The following is a 23,598-nucleotide window of genomic DNA, read 5'->3' on the forward strand; positions in this document are numbered from 1 at the left end:
CGGCCTGGCTAGTGCGTTACGGGTTCCAGTTCCGGCTCGGCAGGCTGCGCTGCAGCCACCGCCTTGCGCATCTGCTCGCAACCCCACAACACCCGCTCCGGCGTCGCCGGCGCATCCACCTGTGGCTGCACGCGGTAGTCGGCGATGCTGGCCACGGCGTCCTTGAGCGCGCACCAGGCGGCGATGCCGAGCATGAACGGCGGCTCGCCCACGGCCTTGGAATGGAACACGGTGTCTTCCGGGTTCTTGCGGTTTTCCACCAGCTTCACCCGCAGGTCCAGCGGCATGTCGGCCACCGCCGGGATCTTGTAGCTGGCCGGGCCGTTGGTCATCAGCTTGCCCTTGGCGTTCCACACCAGCTCTTCGGTGGTCAGCCAGCCCATGCCCTGGATGAAGCCGCCTTCGACCTGGCCGATGTCGATGGCCGGGTTCAGCGAGTCGCCCACGTCATGCAGGATGTCGGCGCGCAGCATCTTGTACTCGCCGGTCAGGGTGTCGACGATCACTTCCACGCAGGCCGCGCCGAAGGCGAAGTAGTAGAACGGCCGGCCGCGCGCCTGGCTGCGGTCGTAGTAGATCTTCGGCGTGCGGTAGAAGCCGGTGGTCGACAGCGACACCTGGGCGAAGTAGGCCTGCTGCACCAGTTGCTCGAAGCTGACGATCTGGTCGCGCACGCGCACGTGGCCATTGCGGAACTCGACGTCTTCCTCGGTCACCTGGTAGTGCCGTGCGGCAAACTCGGTGAGGCGCTTCTTGAGGATTTCGGCGGCGTTCTGGGCGGCCTTGCCGTTCAGGTCGGCGCCACTCGACGCCGCGGTCGGCGAGGTGTTGGGCACCTTGTCGGTATTGGTGGCGGTGATCTGGATGCGGCTGAAGTCGACCTGGAACACCTGCGCCACCACCTGTGCCACCTTGGTGTTCAGGCCCTGGCCCATCTCGGTGCCGCCGTGGTTCAGGTGAATGCTGCCGTCGGTGTAGATGTGGATCAGCGCACCGGCCTGGTTGAGGAAGGTGGCGGTGAACGAAATGCCGAACTTGACCGGGGTCAGCGCCAGGCCTTTCTTCAGGACCGGGCTGTTGGCGTTGAAGCGGCGGATCGACTCGCGGCGCTCGGCATAGTCGCTGCTGGCTTCCAGTTCGGCGGTCATCTCCTCGAGCATGTTGTGCTCGACGGTCTGGTAGTAGTGGGTGACGTTGCGCTCGGTCTTGCCGTAGTAGTTGGCCTTGCGCACGGCCAGCGGGTCGCGGCCCAGGTGGCGGGCGATGTGGTCCATCACCTGTTCGATGGCGACCATCCCCTGCGGGCCGCCGAAACCGCGGTAGGCGGTATTGGAGGCAGTGTTGGTCTTGCAGCGGTGGCCGTGCACGGTGGCATCGCCCAGGTAGTAGGCGTTGTCGGAGTGGAACATGGCGCGGTCGACGATCGAGCCGGACAGGTCGGGCGAGTAGCCGCAGTTGCCGGCCAGGTCGAGGTTGATGCCGTGCAGGCGGCCGTCGTCGTCGAAGCCGACGTCGTACTCCACATAGAACGGGTGGCGCTTGCCGGTCATGGTCATGTCTTCGACCCGCGGCAGGCGCATCTTGGTTGGCTGGCCGGTCAGGCGCGCAATCACCGCGCACAGGCAGGCCGGGCTTGCCGCCTGGGTTTCCTTGCCGCCGAAGCCGCCGCCCATGCGGCGCATGTCCAGCACCACCTTGTTCATCGGCACGTCGAGCACTTCGGCGACCAGCTTCTGCACTTCGGTGGGGTTCTGCGTGGAGCAGTAGACGATCATGCCGCCGTCCTCGGTGGGCATCACCGAAGAGATCTGGGTTTCCAGGTAGAAGTGCTCCTGGCCGCCGATGTGCAGGGTGCCTTGCAGGCGGTGCGGAGCGCTGGCCAGGGCGGCGGCCGAATCGCCGCGCTGGTGGGTGTGGCTGTCGAGCACGAAGTGCTTCTTGCGCAGGGCATCGACCACGTCCAGCACTGGCTCCAGGTCTTCGTACTCGACGATGGCAGCCATGGCCGCACGGCGCGCGGTATCCAGGTCACGGGCCGCCACGGCGAGCACCGGCTGGCCGAAGAACTCGACCTTGTCGATGGCCAGCAGCGGGTCGCCGGCGACCACCGGGCCGATGTCTTTCAGGCCCGGGATGTCTTCGTGGGTGATGGCGATGCGCACGCCTTCGAAGGCGTAGCAGGGCGTGGTGTCGATGCGCAGGATGCGCGCATGGGCACGGTCTGCAGTGCGCGCATAGACATGCAGCTGGTTGGGGAATTCCAGGCGGTCGTCGATGTACAGCGCTTCGCCCGACACATGCTTGTCGGCGCTGTCGTGCTTGACGCTGCGGCCGACCCCGGTGGTCAGGTCCTGGCTGAACAGTTCGGCCATCTCGGCCTGGCTCTTGGCTACGTGATGGTTAGACATAGTCGGTCACCCGGGTCTCGATGTAGGGCGTTTGCTGTTCGATGAAGTACTTGCGCAGCAGGTTCTGCGCGGTCAGCAGGCGGTATTCCTTGCTGGCGCGGAAGTCGCTGAGCGGGGTGAAGTCTTCGGCCAGGGCCTGGCAGGCGCGTTCGACGCTGGCCTGGTTCCACGGTTTACCGCGCAAGGCGGCTTCGCAGGCACGGGCGCGCTTCGGGATGGCCGCCATGCCGCCGAAGGCGATGCGCACGCCGCTGACCACGCCGTCTTCGATGCTCAGGTTGAAGGCGCCGCACACGGCGGAGATATCGTCGTCCAGGCGTTTGGACACTTTATAGGCACGGAAGGCCCAGTCGTTGCTGGCGCGTGGCACGATGATCTTCTCGATGAACTCGCTGTCCTGGCGGGCCGTGATGCGGTAGTCGATGAAGTAGTCTTCCAGCGGCATCACCCGCTGGCGCTCGCCCTGGCGCAGGACCACCTGCGCATCCAGGGCGATCAGCAGGGGCGGCGAGTCGCCGATCGGCGAGGCGTTGCCGATGTTGCCGCCGAGGGTGCCCTGGTTGCGAATCTGCAACGAGGCGAAACGGTGCAGCAGGTCGCCGAAGTCCGGGTATTCCTCGTTGAGTGCGCCGTAGCAGTCGGTGAGCGGGGTGGCGGCGCCGATTTCCAGGTGGCTGGCGGTCTTGTCGATGCGCTTGAGTTCGGCGACGTGGCCGACGTAGATCATCACCGGCAGGGTCTTGTGGAACTGGGTGACCTCCAGCGCCAGGTCGGTACCACCGGCCAGCAGGCGGGCTTCAGGGTGCGAGCTGTACAGCTCGGCCAGGTCGGCCACGGTCAGAGGCACCAGGCAGCGCTTGTCGCCACTGTTTAGCTCGCCGGTCTGGGTCGGGGCGATGGCCTTGAGGCGGGCGATGGTCTGCCCCTGCTGGGCGTCGAACTGGTCGCGGCAGGGCAGCCGGCAGCTTTGCTCGGCGGCGTCGAGGATCGGGCGGTAACCGGTGCAGCGGCACAGGTTGCCGGCCAGGGCTTCCTGGGCCTGGTGCAGGTCGGCGCCCTGGCTGTTTTTCTGCAGGGCGAACAGCGACATGACGAAACCGGGGGTGCAGAAGCCGCATTGCGAGCCATGGCAATCTGCCATGGCCTGTTGCACGCTATGCAGTTGGCCGTTGTGCTTGAGGCCTTCGACGCTGATCAGTTGCTTGCCGTGCAAGGAGGAAACGAACGTCAGGCAGGAGTTCAGGCTGCGGTAGCGCAGGCTATCCTCGCCCTGTTCATTTTGGACAAGCTCGCCGACCACCACGGTGCAGGCGCCGCAGTCGCCACTGGCGCAGCCTTCCTTGGTGCCGGGTTTGCCCAGGTGCTCACGCAGGTACTGCAGCACCGTCATGTTCGGGTCCAGGGCATGCTCACTACGCAGCTCCTGGTTGACGAGAAACTGGATCACGGGGATGGCCTCGCAATGGTTTTATTGTTGTTGGGCGGACAATAAGCAGACCTGTCGCAGTGGTCAATATTTTTCTGACTCAAAGGTCAGGAAATTGCGCATGTCGACGCCCAGCCGAACACAGTGCCCTTATCACAAGCATAGATCGCGCCGTGTGGCTGGCTGCCTGGCCGTTCAAATAAAGCGCCGCGCCCCTCTGCGCGTGCGCTGGGCAAGTGCGCTACAATCGCTCCCTTGTGCCCAGTTCAATGATTTTGAAGGAAAACCATGACGTTCAAGGCGCCGGACAGCCTCTCCGAGCAGATTGCCGACTACCTGGCCGAACGCATCATTCGCGGCGAGCTTGCGCCCGGTGAGCGGATCCAGGAGCAGAAGGTCACCCAGGCCCTCAGTGTCAGCCGTGGCTCGGTGCGCGAAGCGTTGTTGATCCTCGAACGTCGCCATCTGATTGCGATCCTGCCGCGACGTGGCGCCCATGTCACTGAACTGGACGAGCGCAGCGTGCGCAGCCTGTGCACCCTGATGGGCGAGTTCTACATCCTGCTCGGCAACGCCGTTGCCCAGAAATGGCGCCTGGAAGCCGACCTGCGCCCGTTCCTGGACATCCAGCAGCGCCTGCAGCAGGCACGCGACCGCCAGGACATCAAGGTATTTGTCGCCGAGAGCTTCGCGGTGATGCGTGCGGCATACCCTTTCGCCGACAACCCTTACCTGCAGGAAACCGTAGAAAACCTGCAGCCGGCCATGAGTCGCGCCTATTACCTGGCCCTGGACCAGCGCCAGGCCAACATGGACGACTACCTCGACCTGTTCGCCCGACTGCTCGATGCCGTGGTTGCCCGTGACCTGTCGCGCATCCGCGAGGTGCTCACCGCCTATGGCCAGCGCAGCTGCGAACTGGTGCTGGCGGCGCTGGCCCGGGGCTGACCGATGCGCCTGAAGTGCATTCGCCTGGCCGGGTTCAAGTCGTTCGTCGACCCGACCACGGTCAACTTCCCCAGCAACATGGCGGCCGTGGTCGGCCCCAACGGCTGTGGCAAGTCCAACATCATCGACGCGGTGCGCTGGGTGATGGGCGAGAGTTCGGCGAAGAACCTGCGCGGCGAGTCGATGACCGACGTCATCTTCAACGGCTCCACCAGTCGCAAGCCGGTGAGCCAGGCCAGCATCGAGCTGGTGTTCGACAACAGCGAAACCACCTTGCTGGGTGAATACGCTGCTTATGCCGAGATTTCCATTCGCCGCAAGGTCACCCGTGACGGACAGAACAGCTATTACCTGAACGGCACCAAATGCCGCCGTCGGGACATCACCGACATCTTCCTCGGCACCGGCCTGGGCCCGCGCAGCTACTCGATCATCGAACAGGGCATGATCTCCAAGCTGATCGAGGCCAAGCCCGAAGAGTTGCGCAACTTCATCGAAGAGGCGGCCGGCATCTCCAAGTACAAGGAGCGCCGCCGCGAGACCGAGAGCCGCATCCGTCGCACCCAGGAGAACCTGGCGCGGCTGACTGACCTGCGCGAAGAGCTGGAACGCCAGCTCGAACGCCTGCACCGCCAGGCCCAGGCCGCCGAGAAATATCGCGAATACAAGGCCCAGGAACGCCAGCTGAAGGCGCGCCTGTCGGCGCTGCGCTGGCGCGACCTGGATGAGCGCGTACGCCAGCGCGAGACGGTGATCGGCGATCAGGACATCGCCCATGAGGCGCTGGTCGCCGAGCAGCGCAATGCCGATGCCAGCATCGAGCGCCTGCGCGATGGCCACCATGAATTGTCCGAGCGCTTCAACCAGGTACAGGGCCGCTTCTACTCGGTGGCCGGTGATATCGCCCGGGTCGAGCAGAGCATCCAGCACGGCCAGCAGCGCCTGCGCCAGTTGCAGGACGACTTCAAGGAAGCCGAGCGCACCCGCCAGGAAACCGAATCGCACCTGGGTCATGACCGCACCCTGTTGGCCACCCTGGGTGAAGAGCTGGCCATGCTCGAGCCGGAGCAGGAGCTGACCCTGGCCGCCGCCGAAGAGGCTGCCGCCACCCTCGAAGAAGCCGAATTGGGCATGCACGGTTGGCAGGAGCAATGGGACGGTTTCAATACCCGCTCTGCCGAGCCTCGGCGCCAGGCCGAAGTGCAGCAGGCACGCCTGCAGCAGCTGGAGGCCAGCCTGGAGCGCCTGGCCGAGCGACAGCGCAAGCTGGTCGAAGAAGGCGAGCAACTGGGTGTGGAGCCACAGGATGCCTCGCTGCTCGATCTCTCCGAACAACTGGCCAGCAGCGAGATGCTGCTTGAAGAGTTGCAATTGTCGGAGGAGCAGGTGGTCGAGCGCCTGGAAAGCGTGCGCGAGCAATTGCAGCAGGCGACCAGTGCCCAACAGCAGCAGCAGGGCGACCTGCAACGCCTCGGCGGGCGTCTGGCCTCGCTGGAGGCGCTGCAACAGGCTGCGCTGGAGCCGGGCGTCGGCGCCGCCGACTGGCTGCGCGAGCAAGGCCTGGAGCAGCGCCCGCGCCTGGCGGAGGGCCTGCGCGTGGAGCCGGGTTGGGAGCTGGCGGTGGAAACCGTGCTCGGCGCCGATTTGCAGGCCGTGCTGCTGGATGATTTTGCCGGGCTGGATTTCAACGGCCTGGAGCAGGGCGAGCTGCGCCTGTTGCTGGCGACCGGGGGCGGCGAGCGTCAGCCCGGCAGCCTGCTCGACAAGGTCGAAGGGCACATCGACCTGGCCCCGTGGCTGGGCCGGGTGCAACCGGTCGAAGACCTTGCCGAGGCCTTGGCAAGGCGCGCAGCCTTGGGTGAAGGGCAGAGCCTGGTCAGCCGAGATGGCTACTGGGTTGGCCGCCACTTCCTGCGCGTCAGCCGGGGTGGCGAGGCCCAAGGTGGCGTGCTGGCCCGTGGTCAGGAAATCGAACGCCTGGGTCAGGAGCAGCTCGAGCTTGAAGCAGCGCTGGAGCAGCTGGACCAGCAGCTTCAGGCAACCCGCGAGCAGCAGTTGGAGCTGGAGGAGCAGCGCGAGCAGCTGCGCCGCCGCACGCAGGATGAAAGCCGCCAGCACGGCGAGCTCAAGGCCAGCCTCTCCGCTGGCCGCGCCCGTGCCGAGCAGGTGGAGCTGCGCCGTCGCCGCCTGCAGGAAGAACTGACCGAGCTTCAGGAGCAGCGTGCCCTGGAGCAGGAGCAATTGGGCGAGGCTCGTCTGGTGCTGCAGGAGGCGTTGGACCTGATGGCCCAGGACGCCGAGCAGCGCGAACAGCTGATGGCACGCCGCGACACCCTGCGCGAAGGCCTCGATCGCATCCGTCAGGAAGCTCGCCAACACAAGGATCACGCCCACCAACTGGCCGTGCGCCTGGGCTCGCTGCGTGCCCAGCATGACTCCACCCGCCAGGCCCTTGAACGCCTGGAGCAGCAGGCCGCACGCCTGAGCGAGCGCCAGGAGCAGCTGAGCCTGAACCTGGAAGAGGGTGAGGCGCCCCAGGAAGAGCTGCGCCTGAAGCTCGAAGAGCTGCTGGAGCGGCGCATGAGCGTCGATGAGGAAATGCGCCTGGCTCGCCTGCACATGGATGAAGCCGACCGCGAACTGCGCGACGCCGAAAAGCGCCGTACCCAGGCCGAGCAGCAAGCCCAGATGCTGCGTGGTCAGCTGGAACAGATGCGCTTGGAGAACCAGGGATTGGATATCCGTCGCAAAACCCTACAGGAACAATTGCTCGCTGACGGCTACGATTTGCAGGGAGTGCTCGCCACGGTCGAGGCTGAAGCCACCGAGCAGAGTACCGAGCAGGAGCTGGAGCAGGTCGAAGGCCGCATCCAGCGCCTGGGTGCGATCAACCTGGCGGCCATCGAGGAGTACGAACAACAGTCCGAGCGCAAGCGTTACCTGGACGCCCAGGACGCCGACCTGGTCGAGGCCCTGGAGACCCTGGAAAACGTCATCCGCAAGATCGACAAGGAAACCCGCAACCGCTTCAAGGATACCTTTGATCAGATAAATGCCGGATTACAGGCACTTTTTCCAAAAGTTTTCGGTGGCGGCAGCGCTTATCTGGAACTGACGGGCGAAGATCTACTCGATACAGGGGTGACGATCATGGCGCGTCCGCCGGGCAAGAAGAACAGCACCATCCATTTGCTGTCCGGCGGCGAGAAGGCACTGACCGCATTGGCGCTGGTGTTTGCCATCTTCAAGTTGAACCCCGCACCGTTCTGCATGCTCGACGAGGTCGATGCGCCGCTGGACGATGCCAACGTCGGGCGGTACGCCCGGCTGGTCAAGGAAATGAGTGAAAGCGTGCAGTTCATCTACATCACCCATAACAAGATTGCCATGGAGATGGCGGATCAATTGATGGGGGTGACCATGCATGAGCCCGGTTGCTCACGTCTTGTTGCAGTTGATGTGGAGGAGGCCTTGGCCATGGTGGACGCCTGATGAGCGAAGATGGGACGAAAACTGTAGGCAAATGCCCCTGTCATGTGCGACAGACGGTGTAAAGTTGCCTTTGGTCGTGCTAGCTTAATGTCACTCGTTTTTTGCGTGGGTAAAACGCCTGTCAGAACATAGAGTTGGCGCCACGTGTTAAAGGGCTTTGAACCCTTTGTTTTCAAGCATATTTTTATAGAGGCACGGGATTACATGGAAATCGGTCTGCGCGAGTGGCTGATCGTCATCGGCGTCATTGTCATCGCCGGTATTCTTTTCGACGGCTGGCGCCGCATGCGCGGCGGAAAAGGCAAGCTGAAATTCCGTCTGGATCGCAGTTATTCCAACCTGCCAGACGAGGAGGGCAACGCTGAAGTGCTCGGCCCGTCGCGGGTGCTGGATACCCAGAAGGAGCCTGAACTGGACGAGGCCGACCTGCCGTCGCTCAGTGCACCGGCGCGTGAGCGCGAACGTGAGCGTGAGCCGAAGCCGGCCAAGGCCAGCAAACGCGGCAAGCGCACGGCAGAAGCGCAGCAGCAGGGCGACCTGAACCTGGCCGCCGAACCGCGTGAACCCGACCTGTTCGCCGATGCCGATGAAGATTTCGCCGCCGACAACACCCGCAACAGCGGTTTTGCTGCCACCGGCAACGCAACCAAGGAGTTGCCACCGGTCGAGGAAGTGCTGGTGATCAGCGTGATTTCCCGCGACGAAGGCGGTTTCAAGGGCCCGGCCCTGCTGCAGAACATCCTCGAAAGCGGCCTGCGTTTTGGCGAGATGGACATCTTCCATCGCCACGAAAGCATGGCCGGTCACGGTGAAGTGCTGTTCTCCATGGCCAACGCAGTCAAGCCGGGCATCTTCGACCTGGACGACATCGACCACTTCAGCACCCGTGCCGTGAGCTTCTTCCTCGGCCTGCCAGGCCCTCGTCATCCGAAGCAGGCCTTCGACGTGATGGTGGCGGCAGCGCGCAAACTGGCCCACGAGCTCAATGGCGAACTGAAGGACGACCAGCGCAGCGTGCTGACCGCCCAGACCATCGAGCACTACCGCCAGCGCATCGTCGAGTTCGAGCGCCGTGCGCTGACCCAGAAGCGCTGATGTGCCCAAGTGGGTGGACCTCGCCTCGGTCCCACCCACCCTGTTTCAAGCGCAAGAGCAGCCCTGGGCTGCTCTTTTGCTTTGCAAGAGAACCTGAAAAATGACCGCCGAAACCCGAATCCACGAACTGCGCGCCGAGCTCGACCAGCACAACTACCGCTATTACGTGCTCGACGAGCCGAGCGTGCCCGATGCCGAATACGACCGCCTGTTCAACGAACTCAAGGCGCTCGAAGCCGAGCACCCGCACCTGGTGACCCCAGATTCGCCCACCCAGCGTGTCGGCGGCGCTGCCCTGGCAGCTTTCAGTCAGGTACGTCATGAAGTGCCGATGCTCAGCCTGGGCAACGCCTTCGAGGAGGGCGACCTGCGCGAGTTCGGCCGCCGGGTGGTCGAGGGGCTCGATCAGCCTGGCGCGGTGGATTTCAGTTGCGAGCCGAAGCTCGATGGCCTGGCGGTGAGCCTGCTGTACCGTGACGGCCATTTGGTGCAGGGTGCGACCCGTGGCGACGGCACCACCGGCGAGGACATCAGCGCCAACGTGCGCACCGTGCGCAACATCCCGCTGAAGCTGCAGGGCGAAGGCTGGCCCGCCGTGCTCGAAGTGCGCGGCGAGGTGTACATGAGCAAGGCCGGCTTCGACCGCCTCAACGCCGCCCAAGCCGAAGCGGGCGGCAAGACCTTCGCCAATCCGCGTAACGCCGCTGCCGGCAGCCTGCGCCAGCTGGATTCGAAGATCACCGCCAGCCGCCCGCTGGAATTCTGCTGCTACGGCGTCGGGCAGGTTTCCGAGAGCATCGGCGAAAGCCACATCGGCATTCTCGAGCAGCTCAAGCAGTGGGGGCTGCCGATCAGCCGCGAGCTCAGGCATGCGGCCGGTATTGAGGAGTGCCTTGCCTACTACCGCGACATCGGCGAACGGCGCAACAGCTTGCCGTACGAGATCGATGGCGTGGTATTCAAGGTCAACAGCCTGGCGGCCCAGCGCGAGCTGGGTTTCCGTGCGCGCGAGCCACGCTGGGCCATCGCCCACAAGTTTCCGGCCATGGAAGAGCTCACCGAAGTGCTCGACGTCGAGTTCCAGGTCGGCCGTACCGGCGCGGTCACGCCAGTGGCGCGCCTGAAGCCGGTCAAGGTGGCAGGTGTGACGGTGTCCAACGCCACCCTGCACAACATGGACGAAATCGCCCGGCTGGGGCTGCGCATCGGTGATACGGTGATCATCCGCCGTGCCGGTGACGTGATCCCGCAGGTCATGCAGGTGGTGCTTGAGCGCCGTCCCGACGATGCGCGCCCGGTGCAGGTGCCGAGCGAATGCCCGGTCTGTGGCTCGCAGGTCGAGCGCACCCAGTTGGTCAAGCGCAGCAAGGGCAAGGAAACCACCAGTGAAGGTGCGGTGTACCGCTGCGTCGGCCGCCTGGCCTGTGCCGCCCAGCTCAAGCAGGCGATCATTCACTACGTCTCGCGCCGCGCCATGGACATCGATGGCCTGGGCGAGAAAAGCGTCGAGCAACTGGTGGATGAAGGCCTGATCAGCTCGCCGGCCGACCTGTACACGCTGGAATTCGATCAGATCGTCGGCCTGGAGGGCTTTGCCGAGGTCTCCAGCAAGAAGCTGCTGGACGCCATCGAAGCCAGCAAGCGCCCGAGCCTGGCGCGCTTCATCTACGCCTTGGGCATTCCGGATGTCGGCGAGGAGACCGCCAAGGTCCTGGCCCGCTCGCTGGGCAGCCTGGCCCGCGTGCAGCAGGCGCTGCCGCAGGTGCTGACCTACCTGCCGGACATCGGCCTGGAAGTCGCCTACGAGATCCACAACTTCTTCGAGGACGAGCACAACCGCAAGGTCATCGAACAGTTGCTGGCCTGTGGCATGCAGCTGCAGGATGAAGGCGAGCTGGCTGCCGAGTTCGCCGCCAGCACGACCCTTGCCGGCATGATCGCCAAGCTGGACATTGCCTCGGTTGGCCCGACCGGCGCCGAGAAGCTGGTCGCCAAGCTCGATAGCCTGGACAAGATCATCGCGGCTGACGGCATCGACCTGCGCCAGGCCCTGGCGGCGAAACAGGCCGAAGCGGTGCGCGAGTTCTTCAAGGATGAGGCCAACCAGAAGCTGGCCCGTGATATCGAGGCCCAGCTGTTGGCCTTCGGCATGCACTGGAGCAGCGAGAAGAAGGTGGCCGAAGGCCTGCCGCTGGCTGGCCAGACGTGGGTGCTGACAGGGTCCCTGGAGCGCTTCAGTCGCGACATCGCCAAGGAGAAGCTGGAAGGGCTGGGTGCCAAGGTGGCCGGCTCGGTGTCTGGCAAGACCCACTGCGTGGTCGCTGGCCCTGGCGCGGGTTCCAAGTTGGCCAAGGCCAGTGAGCTTGGGGTGAAGGTGCTGGATGAAGAGGCTTTCGTAGCCTTCCTGGCGGAGCAGGGCATCACCGTCTGATGACTTGCCACAATCCCTGTGGGAGCGGGCGTGCCCGCGAAGCAGGCAACGCGGTCGATGGCACCGACTTTGCCGGTGTTCGCGGGCAGGCCTGCTCCTGCCAGGGGCCTCTTTTGGTCATGCCGGCCGCCACAGCCCAGACAAGTCATTGAGAAATGATGACTTTTTCTTCCACAGAGGTTGTATCTTCGCCCCAGACCGGTACAATGGCGCGGCTCGCTGCTTGGCGAGCCGCGTAGTGGTGGCCCCATCGGTCCCCCCGCATTGATTACCCGTTAACCTGGTCAGGCCCGGAAGGGAGCAGCCATAGCGGGAACATCGAGTGCCGGGGTGTGGCTGGTGGGGCCGCCTCCATTTCCGGGGTCGGAAAGTTTCATTCGGCCCTGCGCATCACCTCTCCCAGCTTTTGATCACTGATTACAGCTGTCCGCTGTGAGAACGAGCGCCGCCTGTACGGCGCTGATTGGCTGATGCCCTCAAAGGCTGTATTTCTCTTCGATCCTGCGCTTGTCGAGCGCGTAGCGCTTGATGTCGATCGCTTCAGTTTCCAGCTGGGCATCCAGCTCGTCCATATCGCGTTTTTTCAGCGTTGCAACATGGGCCTTGGTGGCTTGATAGTTGATCATCTCTGCAGCGTCATGCCCACTGACAGGGTCCCAGAGGATGGAGAGCGGCCAGCACAGCAGGTTCACCACGCCAAAGCCGTAGGCGCGGCCGTAGAACGATCCGCCACCTGGAAGCAGGCCAAGGCCAGCGGCAAGCCCAGGCTTTTTCTCTTCTACCGAGAGGTTTCTGGCGCGGTAGCCAGCGAGTTCCGACTCTTGGACCGAATTGAGGCCGGTGGCACAGCCAGTGGTCAGCGCTATCAATGCGGCAGCGGTCAGATTTCGAACGGTGGACATGCAGCTTTCCTTAGTGTGGGTACGTTTCTCGCCCGCCGCTGGGCGTCGGGGCGCGTAACTCTACACTGAGTAATGGCCTATTGATATCAACTTGTCGCTGGCACTTCCGGGGTTATCAGAGGTGTGTTTTCCAATCCGGCTCAAGGCTGTATCACCGAAATTCCCCGCGAATACTCCGTCGCTCCATACCGCCGCACAATCCGCTCAATCTCCCCCGACTCCTTCATCCGCACCAACGCCCGCAAAACCCCCTGGGTCGGTATCGCCGGATCATTCCTCACCATGCACCCCAGCGCCTGTTCCTCCAGCACGGCCTGTATCGGCAGCCGCTGTTCGGCTGGCAATCCCTGGTTGAACCACTGCAGTGACAGCTCATTGCTTACTGCATGCTGATACCGCCCGATTTGCAGCTTCTGCAGCGCCAGTTGCTGGCTGCGGCTGTCCTCCCGCAGCAGGCGCCCCTGGGCAAACAGCGGCTCCAGCGTACCGTAGGCATACCCCAGCACCGTGCCGATCGCCTGCGGTGGCAGTTGTTCAGGGCGAGCAGGGGTGGCGTCGCCCGGTCGCCCGACCAGCACGTCGCGCTGCAGAATCAACGGAATGCTCCAGACGAAATTCCCCGGCCGATCATTGAACCACTGGCTGCTCACATAGCAGCGCACATCGATATCGCCAGCATCCATCGCCTGTTGCAGGCGCAGGCGGGCCATCACGTGGTACTCCGGGCGCACGCCGGCCTCTCGGGCCAGTGCCTGGATCAGGTCGAATACCAGGCCCTCCACCGGCTGGTCGCCTTCGACCCGCACCAGCGGCATGCTCCAGCTCTCGGCCACGGAAAAGCGCAGCACCGGGAGGTCCGCCTGGCTGTAGGTGGTCCAGAGTAATAGCAGGGCCAGCAAACGTCGCAATGCACATCCTCCATGAACAGCGCGCCAGTTGCTTAGCTTAGACGAGCCGCGCAGGGTGCAATTTTGCCCCCGCTCCGCTAGCATTAGCGATCTTCCGCTCGATCAGGCTGCGATGGTTTTTCGATGAGTTATCAGGTTCTTGCACGTAAATGGCGTCCGCGCTCGTTCCGCGAAATGGTCGGCCAGACCCATGTGCTCAAGGCCTTGATCAATGCCTTGGACAACCAGCGCCTGCACCACGCCTACCTGTTCACAGGTACCCGGGGTGTGGGCAAGACTACCATTGCGCGAATCATCGCCAAATGCCTCAACTGCGAGACCGGCATCACGTCCACGCCCTGTGGCACCTGCTCGGTGTGCCGGGAGATCGACGAGGGGCGCTTCGTCGACCTGATCGAGATCGACGCCGCGAGCCGCACAAAGGTCGAAGACACCCGCGAACTGCTCGATAACGTGCAGTACGCACCCAGCCGTGGGCGCTTCAAGGTCTACCTGATCGACGAAGTGCACATGCTCTCCACCCACTCGTTCAACGCCTTGCTCAAGACGCTGGAAGAGCCGCCGCCCTACGTCAAGTTCATCCTTGCCACCACCGACCCGCAGAAGCTGCCGGCCACCATCCTGTCGCGCTGCCTGCAGTTCTCGCTGAAGAACATGAGCCCGGAGCGGGTGGTCGAGCACCTGAGCCACGTGCTGCAGGCCGAGAACGTGCCGTTCGAGCCGGATGCCCTGTGGCTGCTCGGCCGCGCGGCCGACGGTTCGATGCGCGACGCCATGAGCCTGACCGACCAGGCCATCGCCTTCGGCGAGGGCAAGGTGCTGGCCGCCGATGTGCGCGCCATGCTCGGCAGCCTCGATCATGGCCAAGTCTATGGTGTGTTGCAGGCGCTGCTCGAAGGCGATGCGCGGGCGCTGCTCGAAGCCGTGCGCAACCTGGCCGAGCAGGGGCCGGACTGGAGCGGCGTGCTGGCCGAAATGCTCAATGTGCTGCACCGCGTGGCCATTGCCCAGGCGCTGCCCGAGGCGGTCGACAACGGCCAGGGTGATCGCGACCGGGTGCTGGCGCTGGCTTCGGCGTTGCCGGCCGAGGATGTGCAGTTCTACTACCAGATGGGCCTGATCGGGCGCCGCGACCTGCCGTTGGCGCCGGACCCGCGGGGCGGTTTCGAAATGGTCCTGCTGCGCATGCTGGCATTCCGCCCGGCGGATACCGACGATGCGCCGAAACCGGTGCTAAAGCCAGTGGGGATCAGCCAGGCCACAGCTGATCCGGCAACCCCGGTGGCAGCGCCAGCCGTTGCTGTCGAGGCGCCTGCTGTTGAGCCGTCGCAGCCTGCGCCAGTGGCGCAGGCCGAGGTCGCACCGGTTGTGGTGCAGGCTCCTGAGCCAGAACCGGAGCCGGAGCCCGAAGTCGCCGCGCCTGAGCCGGTGGTGGTGGAGGAGGTCATCGACCTGCCCTGGGAGGAGCCTGCCGCAGCGCCCGAACCCGCGCCCGAGCCCGTACCTGCTCCGGCCCCGGCTCCAGCTCCAGCTCCAGCTCCGGTTGCTGCCTCGCAGAACGCCCAGCCCGTCTATGACGAGCCACCCTTCGATCCGTCCGCCTACGCTTCGGCTGGCATGGATCGCGACGACGAGCCACCCATGGATGAGGACTACTACGGTGGCGAAAGCGACCCGGTAGGCTTCAGCTATCTCGACGAGTTGGCCGAGCACGTTCAGGAGGAGGCGCCTGCCGTCGCCCCCGAGCCCCTGCCAGCGGCTCAGCCAGCGACCGGCCTGGCCCTGCAATGGCTGGAATTATTCCCACAGTTGCCTGTGTCCGGCATGACAGGCAACATCGCTGCAAACTGTACGCTGATGGCCGCCGACGGCGACGACTGGCTGCTGCACCTGGACCCAGGCCAGGGCGCGCTGTTCAACACCACCCAGCAACGCCGGCTGAACGAGGCGCTCAACCAGCACCTGGGGCGCACCCTGAACCTGCGGATCGAGCTGATTCGCCCCGAGCAGGAAACCCCGGCCCAGGCGGCGTCGCGCAAGCGTGCCGAGCGCCAGCAGGACGCCGTGCTGTCGATCGAGCAGGATCCGTTGATCCAGCAGATGATCAAGCAGTTCGGTGCCACGGTGCGACAGGATACTATTGAGCCTGTAGAAGCCCTGGTCAGCCAGGGCCAGTAATCGATAACCATGCGGCCGGCCCCTCGCCGGGCCGCATCACATGACCTAATCGAGGTATACCCCAATGATGAAAGGTGGCATGGCCGGCCTGATGAAGCAGGCCCAGCAGATGCAGGAAAAGATGCAGAAGATGCAGGAAGAGCTGGCCAACGCCGAAGTCACCGGCCAGTCTGGTGGCGGCCTGGTGAGCGTGGTGATGACCGGTCGTCACGACGTCAAGCGTGTCAGCATCGACCAGAGCCTGATGTCGACCGATGAAGACGACAAGGAAGTGCTGGAAGACCTGATCGCCGCTGCGCTGAATGACGCCGTGCGCAAGATCGAGCAGAACAGCCAGGACAAGATGGGCAACATGACCGCTGGCATGCAATTGCCGCCGGGCTTCAAGATGCCGTTCTAAGGCATCGTGTTGCACAGAGCCGCCGCTGGGTAACCGCGGCGGCTTTTTCTTGCCTGTGCAAATGGCCCGCTCACAGGGTCTACTGATTTGACGCCCATGCCTGCGCTGGGTATAAACCGCCTCTCATTGATTTATCAGGCCTTTCCCATGAGCTTCAGCCCTCTGATCCGCCAACTGATCGACGCCTTGCGCACCCTCCCGGGCGTCGGCCAGAAAACCGCCCAGCGCATGGCCCTGCAGCTGCTCGAGCGTGACCGCAGTGGCGGCCTGCGCCTGGCCCAGGCGTTGAGCCAGGCCATGGAAGGGGTAGGGCATTGCCGCCAATGTCGGACCCTGACCGAGCAGGAGCTGTGCCCGCAGTGCAGCGACCCGCGCCGTGACGATACGCAGCTGTGCGTGGTGGAAGGGCCGATGGATGTGTATGCGGTGGAGCAGACCGGCTATCGCGGGCGTTACTTCGTGCTCAAGGGGCATTTGTCGCCGCTCGATGGCCTGGGGCCTGAGGCGATTGGTGTACCGCAGCTGATGGCGCGGATCGAGGAGCAGGGCAGCTTTACCGAGGTGATTCTGGCGACCAACCCGACCGTGGAGGGTGAGGCGACGGCACATTACATCGCCCAGTTGCTGAATGAGAAGGGGCTGGTGGCGTCGCGGATTGCCCATGGTGTGCCGCTGGGCGGAGAGCTGGAGCTGGTTGACGGTGGCACGCTGGCCCATGCCTTTGCCGGGCGCAAGCCGATTTCGCTGTAATTTCGCGGGGCTGCGTCGCAGCCCATTCGCGGGCACGCCCGCTCCCACAGGTACAGTGTTGCCCTCAGGCCTGCGGTAATCCTGTGGGAGCGGGCGTGCCCGCGAATGGGGCACAAAGCGCCCCCAAATCAGAAACTCAGTACTCGCTCAGGGAGAACTCGGTCAGGCAGAAGGTCGGTACCCCGGCCGCCTGCAGCCGGCGCGAACCATCCAGCTCTGGCAGGTCGATGATCGCCGCCGCCTCGAATACCTGCGCCCCGGTGCGACGCACCAGGTTGGCGGCAGCCAGCAGGGTGCCACCGGTGGCAATCAGGTCATCGAAGATCAGCACCGAATCGCCTTCGCACAGGCTGTCGGCATGCACTTCCAGGAAGGCTTCGCCGTATTCGGTCTGGTAGCCCTCGCTCAAGACGTCAGCCGGCAGCTTGCCCTGCTTGCGGAACAGGATCAGCGGCTTGTTCAGCTGGTGGGCGATGATCGAGCCGATCAGGAAGCCACGCGCATCCATGGCGCCGATGTGGCTGAACTCAGCCTCGACGTAACGCTCGATGAACTGGTCGGCCACGTAGCGCAGCCCGCGCGGCGACTGGAACAGCGGGGTGATGTCGCGGAAGATCACGCCGGGCTTGGGGAAGTCCACTACCGGGCGGATCAGGGCTTTGAGGTCGAAGGCGTCGCTGTGCATTGTTGCGGGTATCCTGGGAAAACGAATGCCCAAGTATACCCGCTAAACGCCGGCCTCAGGCCTCGATTGCACCGCCGGCCAGCGCGCACAGCTGGATCGGGTCGAGGATGTGCACTTCCTTGCCTTCGGCGCGGATCAGGCCGTTCTGCTGGAAGCGAGTGAATACCCGCGACACGGTTTCTACTGCCAGACCTAGGTAGTTGCCGATTTCGTTGCGCGACATGCTCAGGCGGAACTGGTTGGCCGAGTAGCCGCGGGCACGGAAGCGGGCGGACAGGTTGACCAGGAAGGTGGCGATGCGTTCGTCGGCGGTCTTCTTCGACAACAGCAGCATCATCTGCTGGTCGTCACGAATTTCGCGGCTCATCACCCGCATAAGCTGGCGGCGCAGCTGTGGCAGTTGAACGGACAGCTCATCGAGGCGCTCGAAGGGGATTTCACAGACCGAGGTGGTTTCCTGGGCCTGGGCCGACACCGGGTAGGCCTCGGTGTCCATGCCGGACAGGCCGACCAACTCGCTGGGCAAGTGGAAGCCGGTGATCTGTTCTTCGCCGCTGTCGCTCAGGCTGAAGGTCTTGAGGGCGCCGGAACGTACGGCGTAAACCGAGCCGAAATTGTCACCCTGGCGGAACAGGAACTCGCCTTTCTTCAGCGGGCGTCCGCGCTTGACGATTTCATCCAGTGCATCCATGTCTTCCAGGTTGAGCGAAAGAGGCAGGCACAGGGGTGCCAGGCTGCAGTCCTTGCAGTGGGCCTGGTTGTGAGCGCGCAGTTTGACTGGCTCGGACATTTGAATCGATCCTTGTGGGAAAGCACACATAAGTCGTAAGGGTAACTCACGACCGAGGGTGTAGGCCAGTCTGCGCTACTTTGAAGCGAACTGGCGAAACCCCGGCAGGCATATGCCGGGAGTCCTTGTCAGCCCATAGTGTGCCTGCCCAGGGAGCTTGTCCATGTGGTGGATTGACTCCGGAATCAGATGACCCGCGAGAAGCGCTGGCGGTTTTGCATCGCCAGGTAGGCATCGAACACCATGCACACCGAGCGCGCCAGCAAGCGCCCGGCCGGGAGGATGCGGATGCCCTTGTCGTCCAGGCTGATCAGGCCATCGCGCTGCATGGTCTGCAGTTCGGGCCAGAGTTCGTTGAAATAGCCACGAAAATCGACGATGAAGGCCGTTTCGATCGGCTCGAAGTCCAGTTCGAAATGGCAGATCAGTTGCTGGATCACGGCACGCCGCAGGCGGTCGTCGTGGTTGCAGACCAGCCCGCGCTGGGTCGCCAGCTGGGCGTTGGACAGGCTGTCCTGGTAGGTAGTGAGGTCGCTGCTGTTCTGGCAGTACAGGTCGCCGATCTGGCTGATCGCCGATACCCCCAGGCCGATCAGGTCGCAGTGGCCGTGGGTGGTGTAGCCCTGGAAGTTACGCTGCAGGGTGCCTTCTTCCTGGGCGATCGCCAGTTCGTCGTCAGGCAGGGCGAAGTGGTCCATGCCGATGTAGCGGTAGCCCGCGGCGGTCAGCTGTTCGATGGTGTTGTGCAGCATCTCGAGCTTTTCTGCCGGGGCCGGCAAGTCGTTGCTGTCGATGCGCCGCTGCGGCATGAAGCGCTCGGGCAGGTGGGCGTAGTTGAACACCGAGAGACGGTCGGGTTGCAGGCGGATCACTTCATCGACAGTGCGGGCAAAGCCTTCCACGGTCTGTTTGGGCAAACCGTAGATCAGGTCGAGGTTGATCGAGCGGAACTGCAGGGTGCGGGCCGCTTCGATCAGGGTGCGTGTCTGTTCCAGGCTCTGCAGGCGGTTGACCGCACGTTGAACGGCCGGGTCGAGGTCCTGTACACCGAGGCTGACGCGGTTGAAGCCCAGTTCGCGGAGCAGGCCCATGGTCGACCAGTCGGCTTCGCGCGGGTCGATCTCGATGCCGTAGTCGCCAGAATCGTCATCCAGCAGGTTGAAGTGCCGGCGCAGGGTGGCCATCAGCTGGCGCAGTTCCACATGGCTGAGGAAGGTCGGCGTGCCACCGCCGAAATGCAGCTGCTCAACGCGCTGTTTAGGGTCCAGGTGGCAGGCGATCAGCTGGATCTCCTGCTCCAGGCGCTGCAGGTAAGGCGCGGCGCGGCCGCGGTCCTTGGTGATGACCTTGTTGCAGGCGCAGTAGTAGCAGATGTTGGCGCAGAACGGCACGTGCACGTACAGCGACAGCGGGCGCACGGCCCGGCGGCTCTCGCGCAGGGCGTGGAGCAGGTCGAACGAGCCTACCTCGCTGTGCAGTTGCACCGCGGTCGGGTAGGAGGTGTAGCGTGGGCCGGCGAGATCGTAGCGGCGGATCAGGTCGGCATCCCAACGTAGGTCGGCGAGCATGTGGGCGGTCCCCGGATGATGCAGCAGTGTCCGGAGTCTATGGTCGTCTGTAGGAAACTGTGTTGATTTGTATCAAGCGCCCGTCAGTGGCCCATGAGCCAATGCTGGTGCGGGCCGGGCAAGGTCCAGATACCAAACAGGATCACCAGCAGCCCGCCCGCCATGCGCACGCTGCGCCGCCTCAGCAAGGCGTTTACCCGCTCCGCCGCCAGGCCGGTGGCCAGCAATATCGGCCAGGTGCCCAGCCCGAATGCCAGCATCAACGCCGCGCTGTACCCCGCATTGCCCTGGCTGGCCGCCCACAGCAAGGTGCTGTACACCAGGCCGCATGGCAGCCAGCCCCACAGTGCCCCCAGCAGCAGAGCACGGGGCACGCTGGACACTGGCATCAGCCGCGAGGCGGCCGGCTGGATATGCCGCCACAACCCTCGGCCCAGCGCTTCGATGCGGGTCAGCCCGCTCCACCAGCCGGCCAGGTACAGGCCCATGGCGATCAGCAGCAACGCAGCCACCACGCGCAAGGCCATGGCCGCCGGGCTGCTGGCCAGCGCCCAGCCCGCCAGGCCCAGCAGCAGGCCGGCGCAGGCATAGCTGAGGATGCGTCCCAGGTTGTAGGCCATCAGCAGGCGCAGGCGTCGGCCGCGTTGCTCGGGGGGGATGGCCAGGGTCAGTGCGCCCATCAGGCCGCCGCACATGCCCAGGCAGTGTCCGCCGCCGAGCAGGCCGAGGACCAGTGCCGAGCCGAGCAGGGGCAGCAGGTCAGGCACGGGGTGGTGCTTCCTTGTCGTTTGGCGTTGCGCTTTCTTCGGGTTTGACGGCCGCTTGATGGCGCGGATCCTGATCATCGAACAGGATGCTGTGGGCCGGGCTTTCAAGGTCGTCGTACTGGCCGCTGTCCACCGCCCAGAAGAAAATGTAGACGGCCACGCCAACCAGCAGCAGGGCGGCCGGGATCATCACATAGAGTGCGGGCATGGCGTTCTCCTTGGGTGGTGCGCTGCGTCCATCGCGGACAAGCCTGCTGGTACCGGCAGGCGGGTCAGGCGCAGGGCATTGAGCACCACGATCAGCGAGCTGACCGACATGCCGATGGCCGCCCATACGGGGGTGATCCAGCCAAGCGCGGCGAACGGCAACATGAGGCCATTATACAGGGTCGCCCAGAGCAGATTCTCGAGGATGTTACGGCGGGTGCGGCGGGCCAGGTCGAAGGCCTGCACCAGGGCCTGCAGGCGGTTGGACAGCAGCACCGCGTCGGCACTGGTCTTGGCCAGGTCGGTGGCGCTGCCCATGGCGATGCTGATGTCGGCGGCGGCCAGCACGGGCACGTCGTTGACTCCGTCGCCAAGCATCAGGACCTTGCGACCGGACGCCTGCAGTGCCTTGAGCCGGTCCAGCTTGTCGTCCGGGCGCAGGCCGCCAATGGCCTGGTCGATGCCCAGTTGCGCGGCCACCTCGGCGACCATCGGCGAGCTGTCGCCGGACAGCAACAAGGTGCGCCAGCCGCGCGCCTGGCAGGCAGCCAGCAGCGCCGGGGCATCCTCGCGCAAGCGATCATCGAGGCCGAACCAGGCCAGCGGGCCCTGGCGGTCACCCAGCAGCAGCCACTGGCCGCGAGGTTCCGGCACGGTGGGGATTTCGGCGCCACTCAGGGCGCAGACGAACGTGGCCTGGCCGATGCGCAGCGGCTGGCCGTCGACCCGGCCTTCAAGGCCGAGCCCCGGGACGGTCTGCACGTCGTCGGCGGGGGCGGCGGTGCGGCCAAAGGCGCGTGCAATCGGGTGCTCGGAGCGGTTCTCGAGGGCGGCGGCGAGGGCCAGGCAGCGGTCGGCCGGCAGCGCCGCCAGTGGGCGGATGCTGCGCAGGGTCAGGCGGCCTTCGGTGAGGGTGCCGGTCTTGTCGAAAATCACCGTGTCGATCTGGTTCAGGCCCTCAAGCACATGGCCGCGGGTCACCAGCAGGCCAAGCTTGTGCAGGGTGCCGGTGGCGGCGGTGAGCGCGGTCGGGGTGGCCAGGGACAGGGCGCACGGGCAGGTCGCCACCAGCATGGCGAGGACGATCCAGAACGCCCGCGCCGGGTCCAGGTACCACCACCACAGGCCGATGGCCACGGCGGCCAGCAGTGAGAACAGCAGGAAGAACTGCGAGGCGCGGTCGGCGATTTCCGCCAGCCGGGGTTTCTCTGTCTGCGCGCGTTCAAGCAGGCGGACAATGGCGGACAGGCGCGAGTCATGGCCGAGGGCTTCGACTTCCACGTTCAGTGTGCTCTCGACGTTCAATGTGCCGCCGGTGACGCGCTCGCCGACCCGCCGTGGTTGCGGCAGGTACTCGCCGGTCAGCAGCGACTCGTCGACGCTGGAGCGCCCTTCGACGATGCGCCCGTCGGCCGGGATCACCGCGCCAGGCAGCACCTGCACGGTGTCGCCCCGCTGCAGTTCACCGAGCAGGATGCGTTCGGCCCGCCCATAACTGTCCAGGCGCAGGCATGAGGCCGGTAGCAGGTTGACCAACTGCGCGGTGGCAGCGGCCGTGCGTTCGCGGGCGCGGCGCTCGAGGTAGCGGCCCGTGAGCAGGAACAGGGCGAACATGCCGACGGTATCGAAATACAACTCGCCGCTACCGGTCACGGCCGTCCAGATGCCGGCGCCAAAGGCCAGGCCGATGGCCAGCGACACCGACACGTCCATGGTCAGGTGGCGGGTGCGCAGGTCACGTGCGGCGCCCTTGAAGAACGGTGCGCAGCTGTAGAACACGATGGGAATGGTCAGGAACAGCGCGACCCAGCGCAGGATGGTGTGCATCTCCGGCGACAGGTCGATGTTGAATTCCGGCCAGGTGGCCATGGTCGCCATCATCGCTTGGAACCACAGCAGCCCGGCCACGCCCAGGCGGCGCAGGGCGCTGCGGTTCTCCCTGGCGAGCTGCTCGGCGGCCTGATCGGGCTGGTACGGGTGGGCGGCGTAGCCGATCTGGCGCAGTTCGGCGAGCAGCCGGGACAGCGGCAGCTGCTGGTCGTCCCAGTTGAGCAGCAGGCGGTGGTTGGACAGGTTCAGGCGGGCTTCGGCGACGCCGGGCAGGTTGCGCAGGTGCTTTTCGATCAGCCAGCCGCAGGCGGCGCAGCTGATGCCCTCGACCAGCAGGGTAGTTTCGGCCAGGTCGCCGGCATGGCGGACGAAGCGCTGCTGCACGTCGTTGCGGTCGTACAGGGCCAGTTCGTCTTGCAGTTGTTTCGGCAGTGCCTCGGGGTTGGCGCTGCTGTCGCTGCGGTGCTGGTAGTAGTGCTCCAGGCCACCGGCGACGATGGACTCGGCCACCGCCTGGCAGCCGGGGCAGCAGAACTGCCGGGGCTCGCCGAGGACCACGGCGGTGAAGCGGCTGCCGGCGGGGACGGGCAGGGCGCAGTGGTAGCAGGGGGTGGGTTGGGTCATAAGGCGAACACGGCTGGTGGGGCAGATGATATACCCTGTGGGAGCGGGCTTGCCCGCGAATGCGGTTGATCAGGCAATGATGTTTTCAGGTCTGGCGCATTCGCGGGCAAGCCCGCTCCCACAGGGTATATCATCTGCCCCACCAGCCGTGTTCGCCTTATGACCCAACCCACCCCCTGCTACCACTGC

Annotated in this window: 17 protein-coding genes and 1 other RNA gene; 8 read left to right on the forward strand and 10 right to left on the reverse strand. The window is 64.8% G+C overall.

Annotated features, from left to right (window positions below; genetic code table 11):
- Window positions 1-8 precede the first annotated feature (8 nt).
- Together xdhB and xdhA are read right to left on the reverse strand one after the other, a co-directional pair.
- Window positions 9-2,408, reverse strand: coding sequence for a xanthine dehydrogenase molybdopterin binding subunit (gene xdhB / locus J7573_RS19695; protein WP_294339168.1), 2,400 nt, complete (start codon window positions 2,406-2,408; stop codon window positions 9-11).
- Complete coding sequence (gene xdhA, locus J7573_RS19700; RefSeq protein WP_294339170.1) at window positions 2,401-3,855, reverse strand: xanthine dehydrogenase small subunit; 1,455 nt, start codon at window positions 3,853-3,855, stop codon at window positions 2,401-2,403. The genes xdhB and xdhA overlap by 8 nt, the downstream gene beginning before the upstream one ends.
- Before the next feature lie 267 nt (window positions 3,856-4,122).
- Between xdhA and J7573_RS19705 the strand changes: the two genes are divergently transcribed.
- The 5 genes from J7573_RS19705 to ffs all read left to right on the forward strand — a co-directional run bounded on the left by J7573_RS19705 (window position 4,123) and on the right by ffs (window position 12,145).
- Window positions 4,123-4,782: a GntR family transcriptional regulator gene (locus J7573_RS19705; protein ID WP_294339172.1), complete on the forward strand. Its 660-nt coding sequence runs from the start codon at window positions 4,123-4,125 to the stop codon at window positions 4,780-4,782.
- Window positions 4,783-4,785: 3 nt separating this feature from the next.
- Window positions 4,786-8,274, forward strand: a complete 3,489-nt coding sequence (gene smc, locus J7573_RS19710) for a chromosome segregation protein SMC (protein ID WP_294339175.1) — start codon at window positions 4,786-4,788, stop codon at window positions 8,272-8,274.
- Between the two features lie 204 nt (window positions 8,275-8,478).
- Complete coding sequence (zipA, locus tag J7573_RS19715) at window positions 8,479-9,369, forward strand: cell division protein ZipA (RefSeq protein WP_294339177.1); 891 nt, start codon at window positions 8,479-8,481, stop codon at window positions 9,367-9,369.
- Between the two features lie 100 nt (window positions 9,370-9,469).
- Complete coding sequence (ligA, locus tag J7573_RS19720; RefSeq protein ID WP_294339178.1) at window positions 9,470-11,800, forward strand: NAD-dependent DNA ligase LigA; 2,331 nt, start codon at window positions 9,470-9,472, stop codon at window positions 11,798-11,800.
- A gap of 248 nt (window positions 11,801-12,048) precedes the next feature.
- Window positions 12,049-12,145: signal recognition particle sRNA small type (gene ffs / locus J7573_RS19725), an RNA gene on the forward strand.
- Between the two features lie 131 nt (window positions 12,146-12,276).
- On the opposite strand, the gene J7573_RS19730 is transcribed toward ffs, so the two are convergent.
- Window positions 12,277-12,702, reverse strand: a complete 426-nt coding sequence (locus J7573_RS19730) for a hypothetical protein (protein ID WP_294339180.1) — start codon at window positions 12,700-12,702, stop codon at window positions 12,277-12,279.
- Between the two features lie 140 nt (window positions 12,703-12,842).
- A complete protein-coding gene (locus J7573_RS19735; protein WP_294339182.1) occupies window positions 12,843-13,610 on the reverse strand; it encodes a transporter substrate-binding domain-containing protein in 768 nt (255 codons plus the stop codon).
- Window positions 13,611-13,733: 123 nt separating this feature from the next.
- On the opposite strand from J7573_RS19735, the gene dnaX reads away from it, so the two are divergent.
- The 3 genes from dnaX (at window position 13,734) to recR (ending at window position 16,938) form a co-directional block, all read left to right on the forward strand.
- Window positions 13,734-15,788, forward strand: coding sequence for a DNA polymerase III subunit gamma/tau (gene dnaX / locus J7573_RS19740; RefSeq protein WP_294339185.1), 2,055 nt, complete (start codon window positions 13,734-13,736; stop codon window positions 15,786-15,788).
- Between the two features lie 64 nt (window positions 15,789-15,852).
- Window positions 15,853-16,188 carry a YbaB/EbfC family nucleoid-associated protein gene (locus J7573_RS19745; protein ID WP_027921266.1) on the forward strand — a complete coding sequence of 112 codons (336 nt, stop codon included), beginning with the start codon at window positions 15,853-15,855 and terminating at the stop codon, window positions 16,186-16,188.
- 147 nt (window positions 16,189-16,335) lie between these two features.
- Window positions 16,336-16,938, forward strand: coding sequence for a recombination mediator RecR (recR, locus tag J7573_RS19750; RefSeq protein ID WP_054884114.1), 603 nt, complete (start codon window positions 16,336-16,338; stop codon window positions 16,936-16,938).
- A gap of 136 nt (window positions 16,939-17,074) precedes the next feature.
- Here the strand turns inward: recR and J7573_RS19755 are convergent, their stop codons facing one another.
- From J7573_RS19755 to J7573_RS19780, 6 genes are all read right to left on the reverse strand, one after another.
- Window positions 17,075-17,623, reverse strand: coding sequence for an adenine phosphoribosyltransferase (locus J7573_RS19755; protein ID WP_009683910.1), 549 nt, complete (start codon window positions 17,621-17,623; stop codon window positions 17,075-17,077).
- Between the two features lie 55 nt (window positions 17,624-17,678).
- On the reverse strand, window positions 17,679-18,413 hold the full coding sequence (gene fnrA, locus J7573_RS19760) for a Crp/Fnr family transcriptional regulator FnrA (protein WP_060508220.1): 735 nt from the start codon (window positions 18,411-18,413) through the stop codon (window positions 17,679-17,681).
- A 185-nt stretch (window positions 18,414-18,598) separates the two neighbouring features.
- Window positions 18,599-19,981, reverse strand: a complete 1,383-nt coding sequence (gene hemN / locus J7573_RS19765) for an oxygen-independent coproporphyrinogen III oxidase (RefSeq protein ID WP_294339229.1) — start codon at window positions 19,979-19,981, stop codon at window positions 18,599-18,601.
- An 83-nt stretch (window positions 19,982-20,064) separates the two neighbouring features.
- Window positions 20,065-20,748, reverse strand: coding sequence for a sulfite exporter TauE/SafE family protein (locus J7573_RS19770; RefSeq protein WP_294339230.1), 684 nt, complete (start codon window positions 20,746-20,748; stop codon window positions 20,065-20,067).
- Window positions 20,741-20,956: a cbb3-type cytochrome oxidase assembly protein CcoS gene (ccoS, locus tag J7573_RS19775; RefSeq protein ID WP_294339231.1), complete on the reverse strand. Its 216-nt coding sequence runs from the start codon at window positions 20,954-20,956 to the stop codon at window positions 20,741-20,743. Before ccoS ends, J7573_RS19770 begins: the two co-directional genes overlap by 8 nt.
- Complete coding sequence (locus J7573_RS19780; protein ID WP_294339233.1) at window positions 20,938-23,409, reverse strand: heavy metal translocating P-type ATPase; 2,472 nt, start codon at window positions 23,407-23,409, stop codon at window positions 20,938-20,940. The genes ccoS and J7573_RS19780 overlap by 19 nt, the downstream gene beginning before the upstream one ends.
- Window positions 23,410-23,598: the final 189 nt, after the last annotated feature.

The organism is Pseudomonas sp., from assembly GCF_017744435.1.
Lineage (GTDB): Bacteria > Pseudomonadota > Gammaproteobacteria > Pseudomonadales > Pseudomonadaceae > Aquipseudomonas.